The following is a 13,901-nucleotide window of genomic DNA, read 5'->3' as shown; positions in this document are numbered from 1 at the left end:
CATGCAAGCGAAGTCAACTATTCAGAGCACAATAATTGTTCAGATTCGTGATGTTCAGGCCTTCTCCAATGCCCAGTCAGCCAAGGTACGGAACCTATGGGAGCGGGCTTGCTCGCGAAGCCGGTCTGTCAGTAGACATTGATATTGACTGACACGACGCCTTCGCGAGCAAGCCCGCTCCCACAGGGGCCTGCGCTCGAGACTGGCATTGGAACCTCCTTCCCCTCTCCCCGTTTCCAAACCCCAGACAGCAAAACGCCCGGCGTCTGCGTAATGCAGAGGCCGGGCGTTGCGGTGAGGCCTGTAGTTTTACTGGATGCTGACGTCGCCCGTGCCGCCAAGTTTGCTCATCACGAAGCCGACAAATTCTTCGAGGGTCATTTTCTGGCCGTTGAAGTCCACCTGATTGTTGGCGTAGTGCAGCTTGGTGACGACGTTGTTACCGTCCACTTTCGCCAGTTGGGTGCCCACCGCCATGCTGCTGAACATGTCGGCGGTTGCGCTCGCCTGATCGGCAATGAGCTTGGCGTCGGTCTGGCCGTCGATTTGCGACTGCACGGTGAGCACGTCAACCAGCATTGGCTTGGACACCAAGAGGTTGAAGTCCAGCAGCGCGATCAACTGCTTGACCAACTGGTCTGGCGGCAAGTCCATGGACTGCGGTTTGGTCAGGTCCAGCACCAGGTTGGCGCGGCTTTCGCCGTTGGTGGTGTTGAACGAGAGGTTTTCCAGAGCCACCTGGGGACCTGCGGCCAGCAGTTTCTCCAGGCCGGTCTTGACCTGAGCCTCTTCGGCCGGGGTCAGGTTCAGTTCCGGCGCCGGTAGACCGGCGGCAGCGGCTTCAGTGGCGGCCTTCTCGTACGGTTGCAGTTTGGTCTGGTAGATCTGCATCAGCGACATCGTTGACGGGATGTCGAGGTTTTTCAGGCTCATGGCCATTTGTGCAGAGCCGATAACCTTGCCGTTCAAGGACACTTCACCGACCTTGTAATCGGCACGCCCCGAAGCGTTGGTGCCCGATTCCTCGGTCTGGTTCTTCATTTCAAAGTTCTTGACGCCGAGTACCGACTGCTTGGCCCCGAAGGTGGTCTTGCTGTGGGTCAGCTCGACGGTGTTTTCGCCGGTGTAATAGCCGTACGTGCTTTTGTTCAGGTTACTGGCCACGGTCAAGCCGTTGAGCTCGACCTGCACCGGGGTCTGATCTTCAGCCACAGTGGTCAGCTTCAGGCTGTCCATATAACCGTCTGCCTTGACCTTTTGCGCCTGAGCACTGGCGGCTACATCGAGTTTCATACCGGAAAAGGTCAGATTGGATTTGTCATCCAGTGCGGTTTCCAGCGGCAGAAACTCCAGGGTGCCCTTGGTGGAATTGTCGTAGCCGATGTTAACCACGCCTTTGACCGGGGATTTGTCCTTGGCGGCAGCGAACCACTTTTCGGTCAGCGGGGTCTTTTCCAGCTCGTAGTGACTGGTCGCCAGGACCGGCAACCACTTCAGCGACACCAGGCGCGAGAACGGCAGCGGACCGTGTTCGATGCGGTCGACGAACAGCAACTCGACCGGTGCTTCACCAAACATCTCGCCCTCACCCTTGAGGCGATAGTGCGCAGTGCTGCTGAACACATGGCGATCCAGCGACACCAGTTCCAGCGACGCCGTGCCGTTGGAACCAGCCAGCGCGACTTGCAGCTCTTTGTTGGCGTCGGTGATCGAGGTATTCAGCACTCCATCGAGTTTGCTGCCGGTGTACCACGCACCGCCAGCGCTGATTGCACCGATGGCCACGACAATTCCTAGAAGCACGCCTGCTGATTTATTCATGAAGTATCCGTTCAATGTCCGTTGTTGAAAGTGTGGTCGTCTTCCCTGAACCCATGGCGGGTCGCGGTCACGACTGCGCTGAAAGTGGGATGGAGATTAGCATTTGCTCCGCAAAGCGGCCCAATGATTAAAGGTGAAAGAGTGTCTATGGGATATTGCTGCTTGTGGACAACTGGCAAGGGTTGAGAGTTTCGGCGGTCATTCGATCGCCTTCGCGGGCAAGCCTCGCTCCTACAGGATTTGTGTCATTTGCGAAATTTGCGCACGACACAAATCCTGTAGGAGCGAGGCTTGCCCGCGAAGGCATCAGTCCAGCCAACCTCAATTCAGGAATACTGAACCTCAATCTCATCAAGCTGATGATCAAAGCTCTTGAGCCGAGCAGTCCACGTATACACCAGCACTTCAAAATCCCGATTGATCACCGCCCCGCCGGTCACTTCCGCGCGCGGGTCGCAGAAATCCAGCTGATAGCGTTCACGGGCCATGGCGTTGGCGACATCGGACAGCTCTCGCGCATTGTTGAGCCAGTGCCACCCTTCATCGGCCACTTGCTTGTCCAGCGCCAGGCATTGTTTTTTCAAGGTTTCGAGGCTTTTTTCCAGCGGCGTGCCGGTGAGTTCGCCCATGACTTCCTGGAACGTGCGCCCCGGTTGCCAGTAACTGCCCCAGAAATACCGGTCGAACACCGTTTCGACGCGACGCAAAGCCACCTTGGTGTCCCAGATCAGCACCAGGGTCTTGCCTTGTTCAAGTTGTCGCTTCTTGATGCGCTGGTTCTGTAATGAAGCCCAGGCGACCACCACGATAGCCATCACGGCGATCAACGCTGCTGCGCTGTCGAGGAATATCAGCGCCGTGTCGAGCTGGTGGGCCAGCATGACGCCGTAGAAATAGGTGGCCGACAGCAAAACCAATGCCGCAATGGCGCACCAGAAGCCGGGAGCGTAAGGGTTTTTCATTATTAGATCCCCATGATCAACGCAAGCCTTGATCGACGGGTTCGCCACGCGCCCCCATCAAGTCAAAGCATAGCAACGGCCTCAGGGTTTGCCGGGCTGTGACCCTTGCGTTCGTCCGCTTTCCCGGCCGCAACGCAAAGAACGTCCGTCTGTCGTGACGTGTACAAGCTTGACCCAAAAAATGTAGTGAAGATGTATATACTTCGTCAGTACATATTCCGAGGACTTGGACATGTCAAAACAAGCCGTTTTTACGATGAAACTCGAACCCGAATTGCGTGAACAGTTCATGGCCGAAGCAGAAGCTTCTCATCGTCCTGCCTCTCAAATCGTCAGGGAAATGATGCGTCAGTTCGTTCAAACCCAACGAGAATCGCGCGAGTACGAAGCATTCCTGCAACGTAAGGTCGACAAAGCCCGAGTGTCCATGCGCGCTGGGGATGGCCTGACCAATGAAGAAGTTGAAGCAGAATTCACTGCCAGGCGAGTGCGAGCAGCTATACAAGAATGAAGATAATCTGGACGCCAACAGCAGCACAGGATCGTGCAGACATTTGGGATTACCTGCATGCCGTCAACCCGCAAGCCGCCATCGACATGGACAACCGCTTCAAAGACGCGATATCCCGCATTGCCCAATACCCTGAAAGCGGCCCTGTCGGAATCATTGCAGGTACCCGCGAGCTAATTCCACATCAGAGCTATCGTGTCGTTTATGAACCGGGGCCAGACGCGATCTGGATACTCGCTCTAGCGCACACGTCCCGACAGTGGCCACCAGAAAAATGATTGTTACACCCCCCGCCCCTTCCTCAACAGCACATCCAGCTGATCCACCACCTCCGCCCAATCCGCATCATCCAGAATCTCCTCACGCAGCAGCGCTGCCTGGCTCTCGTTCCAGAAGAACGCTTCCGCCAGGTGCAGTTCGGGCTTGAGTGGTGAATGGGTAGCGATGAATTTATCGATGCTTTCGGCGTCATCCGGCAGGCCGAGTTGTTTGAACAGGGATGGGAGGCTGTGGGTTGGGGATTCCATGTCGGGCTCCTTCGTGATCGCTTATTGGATGGGTGACCGGGGTGCGGCTATTCGCGGGCAAGCCCGCTCCCACAGGGTTTTCGCAAGTCCTGTAGGAGCGAGGCTTGCCCGCGATGACGTCAGTCGGGGCGACTGTTATGCCGAAAGACTCAACTCGCACACCTCGGCATGCGGCACCATTTTCAGAAATTCCGGCACGCTCATGTGTACCAGGTTGTTGTGGTTGCCGGCTTCCAGGTAAATATCTTTCTGCCGGGTCAGCTGTGGGTCGATGACCATGTCCATCCCGTAGGATTCACCCAGTGCAGGCACGGCGCCGCGTTCGCAATCGTCGAACAGGTGCGGCAGGTTGCTTTCACGGGTGACTTGCCATTCGCTGCTGCCACGGACTTTGCTCAGGTCCAGGTGACGGCTGGCAGGCAGCACGGCCATCAAGTAATGCCCGTGGCGGTCGTCGAGGATCACCGATTTGGCGACCCGTTCGGCAGGGATACCCGCGAGCCGAGCCGTTTCAAGGCTGCTGGCCGAGTGCGGGTGGGAAACGATGTCATATTCGCAGTGGGCCTTGTCCAGGCTGTTCTGCACGGTTTTTGCCATACGCATGATGCACCTCGGTGTCCGCAGCAACGAATCGCGGACGATGGTTAACTTTTGCCTCCCTTAAAAGTCTAGGCCCGCTGGTGGGATCCGGCGGGAAATCCGCCCGTCGGACGCTGTCGACACTGGTCAAAATTCATACCAATGCAGGGTCAACTAGACTTGTATACAGAGCCCTGAACGGCTCGCGGACGGATGACTCTCCCGGAGGGTCAAGTGAACATGCGTTGCTGTGCAATTACGCTGCTGCTGGCCCTGAGCGGACCGGTTTTCGCGGCGGACACTCTCGTGGTGCTGGTTCCCGATCCCCTCGGGCTCTGGTTGATCACCTTCGGCATTGCGTTTCTGATCGCCGAGGCGGCCTTGCCCAATTACGGCGTGGTCGGCCTGGGCGGCCTTGTGATGTTCGTGATTGGGGCAGTGATTCTGACTAACGCCGAAGTCCCTGTTCCGTTGATGATCGGCTTGGGACTGATCAGCGCACTGCTACTGATTTTCCTGGTGATCCGCGCCTTGAAAACCCGACCGCGCCGCAACGTCAGCGGTGACGCCGAAATACTGGGCGCCGTGACGCCGATAACGTCGTTGCAGGCCGGTAACGCTTATATCGGCTGGGTGCACCTGCAAGGCGAGCAATGGCAGGCAATGAGCGAAACACCGCTGCAACCGGGTCAACAGGTCCGGGTAGTGGCACGCAAGGGTCTACTGCTGGAAGTGGTCGCGGCTGACGCGGCGCCCGTATGAACAATGATGGCGGAGAATAGTCATGGGTCTGCAACTGGGTTTTGCCGCGCTGCTGTTACTGCTGATTGCACTGGCGGGGTCGACCTTCCGCATCCTGCGCGAATACGAACGCGGCGTGGTGTTCCAGCTCGGACGCTTCTGGCAGGTCAAGGGCCCTGGCCTGATCCTGCTGATTCCGGTGGTTCAGCAAATGGTTCGTGTCGACCTGCGTACCGTGGTGCTCGACGTACCGCCGCAAGACGTCATCACCCGGGACAACGTCTCGGTCAAGGTCAATGCGGTGCTGTATTTCCGCGTGCTCGATCCGCAAAGGGCGATCATTCAGGTCGAAGACTTTCTCATGGCCACCAGCCAACTGGCCCAGACCACATTGCGGGCGGTGCTCGGTAAACATGAACTCGATGAATTGCTGGCCGAACGGGAACGGCTGAACGTCGATATCCAGCAAGTACTCGATGCGCAGACCGACGCCTGGGGCATCAAGGTGGCCAACGTCGAGATCAAGCACGTGGACCTCAACGAATCGATGATTCGCGCCATCGCCAAGCAGGCCGAGGCCGAACGGGAACGTCGGGCCAAGGTGATCCACGCCGAAGGCGAGTTGCAAGCCTCGGAAAAACTCATGCAGGCGGCTGAAATGCTCGGCCGTCAGCCGGGGGCCATGCAACTGCGTTACATGCAGACGCTGAGTTCGATCGCCGGGGACAAGAGTTCGACCATCGTCTTTCCGCTGCCGATCGAGTTGCTCAAGGGGATGGCGGACTTGTCGTCCAAGCCTTGATGCACTGATGACTGTGGCGAGGGAGCTTGCTCCCGCTGGGTCGCGTAGCGGCCCTAAAACCTGCGACTGCTTCGCAGCCGAGCGGGAGCAAGCTCCCTCGCCACAAAAGCCATTGCGCTCATACTTTGCGCAATTGCTCCAATGCCTCATAAGGCTTCCGCGCCCACTGATTCACCCGCTCACGAAGCAGCACCGAGGCCTCTCGACGCTTGTCATCGCTGTCACCAACAAACCCCTGCGACGGCTGCTTGGCATGTTGTCCCACCGCCGCAAACACCTGCTTTCGCTGCTCGACATCCAATGCAAAGAACGCTGCCAACCGCCCCGCCATCGCCTGCGGCAGTTCGCTGTAGTTCACCGCCAGGCCGCCAAACGCCCGGCATTGCGCCAATCCCTGCGCCAGCAACCGCCCCAACCGCCGGGCGATGTAATCCTCACGGCTGCTGAACGGAAATTTCTCATCCAGCACGCTCGCCCCGATCATCCCCGGCACCATGTGCATACCCGGGCGACGCAGATGCGAGACGGCGATCTCCAGCGGATCGCGATAAAGAAACAACCACGGCGTTTCGGGGAAGCATTCGCGCAGTAACGGCAGTTCACCGATATTCCAGGCGTCGAGTTTGATCACCAGCCGTTGCTCCACGCCAAGCCGACGTTGCCCGTAAGCAGACAGCACCCCTTTGATGGCTGCACGGCGCTCGACGGCGGGTAAATCACTGCGCAGCAAGGCATCCAACGGCGGTGGCTCGCTGACGACAATGTGGCTGTCGAGTTGCGCCAGCATCTGGCTGATCAGGGTCGAGCCACATCGCGAGGCATGAAAGATAAACGCACTCGGGGCCAGCCCAGGGCTGCAAACCTGCCAGTCAGCGAGGGTCGACAATGCAGATTTCCGGCGAAACGCCTGATTGAACGGCAGTCGCAGCGCGTCTTCCACGGCCTCACGAAAAAACGGCTGATGCAGCGGCGTGTCACCGAACCAGCACCAGTCGACTTGCCATTGCCCGGCCTCTTGCCACACGCGAATCGGCAACCAGCCTTCCAGGTTCAGGCGCTCCATTGTTCATTCCATTGACGGCGACCGTCGCGCATCGCCGCGCGCAGTTCTTCAGCGGTGAACGCAAGTCCACGCTCGGCGGACAGTTCCAGGGTACGGACGATAAAGGCTTCGTTGTCCTGCAACCCCTGCAAGGACTTGCACAGCTGCGGATCGCTGGCCACCAATGCCTGGAACTGTGCTAAAGCGTCATGACCGATTTGCGGCGGCGGCGTGGTTGCCAACCCGTCGAGAATCGCTTGCTCCAGCCAGGTGTCGGGCCGGCAATCAAGCACCAGATGAACCCGTGCCCGGGTATCGCGATTGTCCACGCGATGCGGCCGCGACAGGTCGAGAAACCAGCATTCGCCAGCGGCCATCGGCATGCGCTGGCGGTCCAGCAGAAAGTCCACTCGGGGTGGACTGAGCAACGGGATATGCAGACGCAAGTCAGCGTCTGGCGCGCCCAGGTCATAGTCGCGATGCTCGTGAATGCGCCCGCCCGGGCCGAGCCGCAGCAGACGCGCGCAGACGATCTGCAGCGGCAGATCCCGCAGCCCTTGTTGCCATCGAGCATCTTGCAGCCAAGGCGCACGCAACAGCGTCTCGCCGCGACCGGGCGACAGTTCAGTCAAGGCATCGGCCGCGCAAATCAGCGCCACACCGCTCCAGTCGCCAGCGTAATAATCGCTATTGAAGTGGCTGTGCCAGGCGTCCTCGCCAATCGCCCCCAGCGCCTGCAACAGCAACGGCAAATCCACCGTTACCGGCAAGCGGGAGAAGGCCGGCCGACTCATCGTTTCGGCAACACCGCGCATTCGCCGAGCCAGGTCAGCAAACGGTCGAGACAGGCCTCGACCGACTGCGCACCTGTGTCGAGCACCAGCGACGCGCATGGCGGTGGCTCGTAAGGCGCAGAAATACCGGTAAACCCCGCCAACTCACCCCGTCGAGCCCGGGCGTAATGACCTTTGGGATCGCGCTGTTCACACACCGCCAACGAGGCGCTGCACCAGACTTCACGGTAATCCTCCCCCAATCGTCGGGCGAACACTTCACGCAACTCCACCAAAGGCGCGATCATCGCGAGGATGACGACCTGCCCGTTCTCGACCAACAGTGCCGCGAGTTCACTGGCACGGCGGATGTTTTCCAGGCGATCGCTGTCGGTAAACCCCAAATCGCGATTGAGCCCGACCCGCAGTCCGTCGCCATCGAGCACCACACTCTGCACGCCGTGCTCGAACAACTCGGCGTGCAGTGCCTGGGCCAATGTTGACTTGCCCGCGGCCGGCAAACCGGTCAGCAAAATTGCCGTGCCGCGATGGCCGTTGCGGGTCTCCCGTTGGGCGCGGCTGATGCTCGCCGTCGGCGCCAGCAGATTATTGGACCGGGGCATGGGCCACCGGCACTGAGATGTTGCCCGCCGCCCAAGCCTCTTCGCGATTGGCCAGGGCCGTGGCGATGGACTGGACTTCGGTCGATTGCACTTCGTCCGGCAGCGGATCGAGACCGGCGCTGGCGAAGATCTGCCCGTAAGCGTTGCGCAGGTCGGCGTAAGACAGGTCGCGTCGCAGATCGGCCTGCAAGGTGTTCAGCTCGCCCTGGATCAGGTCCAGTTCGCCCAGCCCGGCCGCCTGATGACGATTGCGCAGTTGGCCGACGATTTGCCCATCGATGTCTGACAGTTGCTGATTGGTCTTGAACTGCCGCATCGCCTCGCGATAGTTGGCGTTGGCCACGTAAAGCTGCGCCAGTATGGCAATCGACATCGCCTGCCTGCGCGCCGCGGCGACTTCTTCACCGGCCTTGGCAACGTCAATCGCGGCGGGCGCGGAAATCACATTGAACAGGTTCCAGGTGACTTTCACCCCGTAATCCGCCCAGCCCTGTTCCACCAAAAACGAGTTGCTGTCGTAATGCCCGCCAGCGGCAAACTCCAGCCCCGGCAGCAGACGCAGCATGGCTTTGCGGGTTTCGGCGGCGCTGATCCGGGTCTGGTAATCCTGCTCGCGCAACTCCGGCCGACTGGTCAGGGCTTCCTGTTCCAGGCTGGCGAGATCAACCTTGAGTTCCGGGATAACGTAGTCGTCCTGGGTCGCCAGCGTCAGATTGGTGCTCAGCGGCAGGTTGATCAGCGTTGCCAATTCGGTTTTCGCCAACGACAGTGCGCGGCGTTGTTCTTCCAGTTGGCGGGTGGCTTCGATCAGCGAGCGTTGATAGCCCAATGCCTGAATCGGATCGCCAATACGCTGCTCGCTCATGCTCTGGCTATTGGTGCGAGCGTTTTCGACCCGGACCATGAGGCTGTCGATCTGTTTGAGCAAACGTTCGGCGGCCATGGCTCGCCAATAGGCCGAGCGCACGTCCTGCACGATGGTGTTGATAACCTTGCGCCGACGCTCCTGGACGATCAGTCGCTGGTCGCCCTGTTGCTTGGCGCTGATGTAGCTGACACCAAAGTCGAGCACGTTCCAGACCATGGTCAGGTCCGCCACTTCACGGTCGCGGTCCTGGGAGGTCGACGGCTCCAGGGACTGGGCCCCGGTCTCGACGCTCTGGCTGCTGGAGGCGCTGACGTTGTTGCGCCCCACGTAACCGGCGTCCAGCGCCATGCGCGGCAACATGTCGAAGCTGGCGAGGTCGAGTTGGCGCTTGGCCAAGGCCTCTTCCATGATCTTGAGCCGGCCTTCGAGGTTGTATTTCACCGCCCGGGCCATGGCCTGGTGCAGGGTCAGCGGGCCGCTGAGAGGTTCCTGCCCCTTGTACATGTTTTGCAGATCGCTTTGGGCGCGCTGTTGGCTGACGCTGCGTTCGATCGGTTCACTGGTGACTGCACACCCGCTGATCGCCAGCGCCAGCAGGCTGGCGCCGAATAACTTCTGACTTCTCTTCATCCTTGGAGCCCCCAGATGCCGCCCTGCTTTAATGGTTTTTTCAGGCCTGCATTTCACTGATGCCGACCTGGTGCAAAGCCGCGGCCAGGCTTTCGATCTGCCGCTGCTCGGTGTCCTTGAGTTGTTGCAATTGCTGACCAAGACTCGGTGCGCCAAACACACCACGCAGTCCTTGGGAAGCATCTCCCATCCTGATTGAGTTATTGCCGAAGGCGTTCAGCGATTCCCCCTCACTGCCCGTGTCCTGATTGAACAGATTTGACAGCGTGCTGCTGCCAAAGACCCCGCCGTCGCCACCGCCAAAACCGAGGAAGCCGTGACCTGAGCCATCGCCACCGTTTTCACTGCTGCTGAATACCTGCGCGATAAAGCTAGGCGTCAGTGCCCCGTGGCTCATGAAAATATCGCCCAAAGGCCGAATGCCGTTGCCGATCACTCGCTGTTCAAACAGCGGGGTAAAGGTCAGCGGCGAGCCGAGATCGCCAGTGGGCGCAGTGAAGATGATCGGTTGTAATGGCACGTTGGGCAGATCGGGCACGGTGACAGGAACCGTGACCCGGAACTCGGGTTCCGGCGGCACCACGACAGGCGGGGACGACGGTGCAACGACCGTATTGATCGCATAGCTGTTCGATAGGCTGACACCGCTACCCGTGTTGCCTGCTGAATCGCTGACGCCAGCGACGCTCAGGCTGATCGCATTGTTGCCACTGCTGACATTGGCGTTCGGCGTCAGGGTCGCGGTCCAGGTTCTACCACCATCACTGCTGCTCAAACCGGACAAGCTGCCGTTCGCCACGCTGACGTCGGACAGGTCGAAACCACTCACAGCTTCGTTGAAGGTGAAGGTCACCAATGAGGTCTGGCCCACGCCCAGGTTCGGGTTGGCAACCACCACCGTGGCCGTCGGCCGTTCGCCGTCGATGGCGTAGTTGTTGGACACCGCGACGCTGGCGCCGATGTTGCCCGCCAGATCCGTCACGTTGCTGGTGTCCAGCGCAATGAAATTGCTCGGGTCGGTGATGCTCGCGGTGGGTGTGAACGTTCCGGTCCAGGTCTTGCCGCCGTCGCTGCTGGCCAGATTGGTCAGCTCGCCGTTGGTGACGCTCAAGTCCGACAAATCGAAGTCGCTGACCGCCTCGCTGAACGTGAAGGTCACCAGCGTCGTCTGGCCAATGCCCAGGTTCGGGTTGGCAACCACGATGGTGACGGTCGGGCGAGTCGCATCGAGTGCGTAGTTGTTGGAAATGGCGATGCTGGCGCCGGCATTACCCGCCGCGTCGAGCACATTGCCGGTGTCGAGCAGGATCAGGTTGGTCGCATCGTTAAGGCTCGCGGTCGGTGTGAGTGTGGCGGTCCATGTCACACCGCCGTCGCTACTGGCCAGGTTGGACAGCACGCCATTGGCCACGCTGAGGTCCGACAGGTCGAAACCGGACACCGCTTCGCTGAAGGTAATGGTCACCGTGGTGGTTTCACCAATGCCCAGCTTATTGTCCGCCACCACAATGGTCGCGTCAGGGCGAACGGTATCAATCGCGTAGTTGTTGGAGTCGGTCACGCCGACGCCGCTGTTGCCCGACGCGTTGGTCACACCGCTGTTGTTCAGGCTGATCAGGTTAGAGGTGTCCGTCACGCTGACCGCAGGGGTGAAGGTTGCGGTCCAGGTCACGCCACCATCGACGGACGAAACGTTGCTGAGGGTGCCGTTGGCTACCGTCAGGTCGGCGTTGTCAAAACCGCTGACCGCCGAGCTGAACGTGATGGTGACCAACGAGGTTTCACCGACCTTCAGCGCATTATCGGCAACCACGATGGTGGCGGTCGGCACCTCGGTTTCCACTACATAATTGGCCGAGTTGGTGGTGCCAGACCCGGCATTGCCGGCCAGGTCCGAGATGCCGCCGTTGCTCAACGTGATGAGGTTGCTGGTATCGGTAATCCCGGCGGTGGGAGTGAAGGTCCCGGTCCAGGTGATGCCGCCGTCGCTGCTGCTCACCGCGCTCAACGTGCCGTTGGCGATACTCAAGTCAGCGTTGTCGAAACCCGTTACCGCCTCGCTGAAGGTGATGGTCACCAGCGCGGTTTCGCCCGGTTTCAGGGTCGTGTCGCTCAGCACGATAGTGGCGGTCGGGCGTTGGCTATCGATGGCGTAGTTATTCGAATCGGTGGTCCCGGTCCCCGTGTTGCCTGCCCCGTCGATCACTCCGGTGTTGTCCAGGGTAATCAGGTTGGTCGAGTCGGTGATGCTCGCCGTCGGCGTCAGGGTGGCGGTATAGGTGATGTTATCGCTGGTGCTCAGATTGCTCAGGGTACCGTTGCTCACGGTCAGGTCAGCCGTGGTAAATCCGGTCACCGCCTCGGAAAACGTGATGGTCACCACCGAGGTTTGCCCCACCGCCAGCGCCGCGTCCGCGACCACGATGGTGGCCGTCGGGCGCACGGTGTCGATGGCGTAGTTGTTGGAATCGGTGGTGCCGCTACCGGCGTTGCCCGAGCCGTTTTGTACACCGCTGTTATCCAGGGTGATGACGTTGCTGGTGTCGGTGATGGCGTTGGTCGGTGTGAAGGTCGCGGTCCAGGTGACGCCGCCGTCACTGCTGCTCACGGCGCTCAAGGTGCCGTTGGCGATGGTCAGGTCAGCGTTGCTGAAGCCGCTGACCGCTTCGCTGAAGGTGATGGTCACCAGTGAGGTTTCGCCGATTCTCAGCGCATTGTCGGCAACAACGATAGTGGCGGTCGGCAGCACCGTATCGAGGGTGTAGTTGCCGGAGTTGGTGGTGCCGCTGCCCGTGTTGCCGGCCAGATCGGCCACACCGGTATTGTTCAGGGTGATGACGTTGCTCGGGTCATTTACACCGACGGTTGGCGTGAAGGTCGCGGTCCAGGTAATGCCGCCGTCGCTGCTGCTCACCGCAGTCAGGGTGCCGTTGGCAATGGTCAGGTCGGCGTTGGTGAACCCGCTGACCGCTTCGCTGAAGGTGATGGTCACCAGCGAGGTTTCGCCCGCGGTCAGTGTAGGATCGGCCAGCACAATCGTCGCGGTCGGACGCACGGTGTCGATGGCGTAATTGTTGGAGTCGGTGGTGCCGCTGCCGGCGTTGCCCGCCAGATCCGCGATGCCCGTATTGTCCAGGGTGATCAGGTTGGTTGTATCGTTGATGCTCGCGGAAGGTGTGAAGGTCGCGGTCCAGGTGATGCCGCCGTCGCTGCTGCTCACCGCGGTCAGGGTACCGTTGGTAATGGTCAGGTCCGCGTTGGTGAAACCGCTGACCGCTTCGCTGAAAGTGATGGTCACCAGCGACGTTTCGCCGATTCTCAGCGCGGTGTCCGTCACCACGATCGTTGCCGTTGGCCGCACTGTATCGATGGCGTAGTTGTTGGAATCGGTGGTGCCGCTGCCGGCATTGCCCGAAGCGTTTTGCACACCGCTGTTATCCAGGGTGATCAGGTTGGTGGTATCGGTGATGGCGTTGGTCGGTGTGAAGGTCGCGGTCCAGGTGACGCCGCCGTCACTGCTGCTCACAGCGCTCAAGGTGCCGTTGGCGATGGTCAGGTCGGCGTTGCTGAAACCGCTGACTGCTTCACTGAAGGTGATGGTCACCAGTGAGGTTTCGCCGATTCTCAGCGCATTGTCGGCAACAACGATAGTGGCAGTCGGCAGCACCGTATCGAGGGAGTAGTTGCCGGAGTTGGTGGTGCCGCTGCCCGTGTTGCCGGCCAGATCGGCCACACCGGTATTGTTCAGGGTGATGACATTGCTCGGGTCATTCACGCCGACGGTTGGCGTGAAGGTCGCGGTCCAGGTAATGCCGCCGTCGCTGCTGCTCACGGCGGTCAAGGTGCCGTTGGCGATGGTCAGGTCAGCGTTGGTGAAACCACTGACCGCTTCGCTGAAGGTGATGGTCACCAGCGAGGTTTCGCCCGCGGTCAGTGTTGAATCGGCCAGCACAATCGTGGCGGTCGGACGCACGGTGTCGATGGCGTAATTGTTGGAGTCGGTGGTGCCGCTGCCGGCGTTG

General features: G+C 60.1%; 13 protein-coding genes. 4 read left to right on the top strand and 9 right to left on the bottom strand.

All coding sequences use genetic code 11. From position 1 onward, the window contains the following. Positions 1-309: 309 nt before the first annotated feature. Positions 310-1,821, bottom strand: a complete 1,512-nt coding sequence (locus KW837_RS14680) for a YdgA family protein (RefSeq protein ID WP_218396775.1) — start codon at positions 1,819-1,821, stop codon at positions 310-312. 326 nt (positions 1,822-2,147) lie between these two features. Then, entirely contained in the window at positions 2,148-2,783 is a 636-nt protein-coding gene (locus tag KW837_RS14675) for a hypothetical protein (RefSeq protein ID WP_008068581.1), read from the bottom strand. A 232-nt stretch (positions 2,784-3,015) separates the two neighbouring features. Between KW837_RS14675 and KW837_RS14670 the strand changes: the two genes are divergently transcribed. Then, the gene (locus KW837_RS14670; protein ID WP_008068580.1) at positions 3,016-3,294 is read left to right on the top strand and encodes a hypothetical protein; all 279 of its coding nucleotides are present in this window, start codon (positions 3,016-3,018) and stop codon (positions 3,292-3,294) included. Next, positions 3,291-3,572 carry a type II toxin-antitoxin system RelE/ParE family toxin gene (locus KW837_RS14665; RefSeq protein WP_218396773.1) on the top strand — a complete coding sequence of 94 codons (282 nt, stop codon included), beginning with the start codon at positions 3,291-3,293 and terminating at the stop codon, positions 3,570-3,572. Before KW837_RS14670 ends, KW837_RS14665 begins: the two co-directional genes overlap by 4 nt. 3 nt (positions 3,573-3,575) lie before the next feature. On the opposite strand, the gene KW837_RS14660 is transcribed toward KW837_RS14665, so the two are convergent. Next, entirely contained in the window at positions 3,576-3,821 is a 246-nt protein-coding gene (locus KW837_RS14660; RefSeq protein WP_218396771.1) for a DUF2789 domain-containing protein, read from the bottom strand. Between the two features lie 135 nt (positions 3,822-3,956). Next, complete coding sequence (locus tag KW837_RS14655) at positions 3,957-4,424, bottom strand: aminoacyl-tRNA deacylase (RefSeq protein ID WP_007899556.1); 468 nt, start codon at positions 4,422-4,424, stop codon at positions 3,957-3,959. A gap of 210 nt (positions 4,425-4,634) precedes the next feature. On the opposite strand from KW837_RS14655, the gene KW837_RS14650 reads away from it, so the two are divergent. After that, on the top strand, positions 4,635-5,162 hold the full coding sequence (locus KW837_RS14650) for an NfeD family protein (RefSeq protein ID WP_218396769.1): 528 nt from the start codon (positions 4,635-4,637) through the stop codon (positions 5,160-5,162). Positions 5,163-5,184: 22 nt separating this feature from the next. Beyond that, entirely contained in the window at positions 5,185-5,943 is a 759-nt protein-coding gene (locus KW837_RS14645; protein WP_008009522.1) for a slipin family protein, read from the top strand. A 118-nt stretch (positions 5,944-6,061) separates the two neighbouring features. On the opposite strand, the gene KW837_RS14640 is transcribed toward KW837_RS14645, so the two are convergent. The 5 genes from KW837_RS14640 to KW837_RS14620 all read right to left on the bottom strand — a co-directional run. Further along, positions 6,062-7,006 (bottom strand): sulfotransferase, encoded by a 945-nt coding sequence (locus KW837_RS14640; RefSeq protein ID WP_218396767.1) that lies wholly within the window; start codon positions 7,004-7,006, stop codon positions 6,062-6,064. Further along, complete coding sequence (locus KW837_RS14635) at positions 6,994-7,779, bottom strand: aspartyl/asparaginyl beta-hydroxylase domain-containing protein (RefSeq protein ID WP_218396764.1); 786 nt, start codon at positions 7,777-7,779, stop codon at positions 6,994-6,996. The genes KW837_RS14640 and KW837_RS14635 overlap by 13 nt, the downstream gene beginning before the upstream one ends. After that, a complete protein-coding gene (cysC, locus tag KW837_RS14630) occupies positions 7,776-8,381 on the bottom strand; it encodes an adenylyl-sulfate kinase (RefSeq protein ID WP_123498209.1) in 606 nt (201 codons plus the stop codon). The genes KW837_RS14635 and cysC overlap by 4 nt, the downstream gene beginning before the upstream one ends. After that, entirely contained in the window at positions 8,365-9,879 is a 1,515-nt protein-coding gene (locus KW837_RS14625) for a TolC family protein (protein ID WP_218396762.1), read from the bottom strand. Before KW837_RS14625 ends, cysC begins: the two co-directional genes overlap by 17 nt. Before the next feature lie 40 nt (positions 9,880-9,919). Beyond that, on the bottom strand, positions 9,920-13,901 hold a 3,982-nt coding region (locus tag KW837_RS14620; RefSeq protein ID WP_256348800.1), incomplete at its 5' end, for an S-layer family protein.

Source organism: Pseudomonas sp. PDM24, from assembly GCF_019218905.1.
Taxonomy (GTDB): Bacteria; Pseudomonadota; Gammaproteobacteria; order Pseudomonadales; family Pseudomonadaceae; genus Aquipseudomonas.
Note: the sequence above shows the minus strand (reverse complement) of the source record. Positions and strands in the feature narration are given on the sequence as shown.

Excerpts from the sequence above, each read along its gene's own strand:
- cysC (WP_123498209.1), bottom strand. The coding sequence starts at position 8,381 with ATGCCCCGGTCCAATAATCTGCTGGCGCCGACGGCGAGCATCAGCCGC.
- KW837_RS14670 (WP_008068580.1), top strand. The coding sequence starts at position 3,016 with ATGTCAAAACAAGCCGTTTTTACGATGAAACTCGAACCCGAATTGCGT.
- KW837_RS14680 (WP_218396775.1), bottom strand. The coding sequence starts at position 1,821 with ATGAATAAATCAGCAGGCGTGCTTCTAGGAATTGTCGTGGCCATCGGT.
- KW837_RS14675 (WP_008068581.1), bottom strand. The coding sequence starts at position 2,783 with ATGAAAAACCCTTACGCTCCCGGCTTCTGGTGCGCCATTGCGGCATTG.
- KW837_RS14645 (WP_008009522.1), top strand. The coding sequence starts at position 5,185 with ATGGGTCTGCAACTGGGTTTTGCCGCGCTGCTGTTACTGCTGATTGCA.
- KW837_RS14665 (WP_218396773.1), top strand. The coding sequence starts at position 3,291 with ATGAAGATAATCTGGACGCCAACAGCAGCACAGGATCGTGCAGACATT.
- KW837_RS14635 (WP_218396764.1), bottom strand. The coding sequence starts at position 7,779 with ATGAGTCGGCCGGCCTTCTCCCGCTTGCCGGTAACGGTGGATTTGCCG.
- KW837_RS14660 (WP_218396771.1), bottom strand. The coding sequence starts at position 3,821 with ATGGAATCCCCAACCCACAGCCTCCCATCCCTGTTCAAACAACTCGGC.
- KW837_RS14640 (WP_218396767.1), bottom strand. The coding sequence starts at position 7,006 with ATGGAGCGCCTGAACCTGGAAGGCTGGTTGCCGATTCGCGTGTGGCAA.
- KW837_RS14625 (WP_218396762.1), bottom strand. The coding sequence starts at position 9,879 with ATGAAGAGAAGTCAGAAGTTATTCGGCGCCAGCCTGCTGGCGCTGGCG.
- KW837_RS14655 (WP_007899556.1), bottom strand. The coding sequence starts at position 4,424 with ATGCGTATGGCAAAAACCGTGCAGAACAGCCTGGACAAGGCCCACTGC.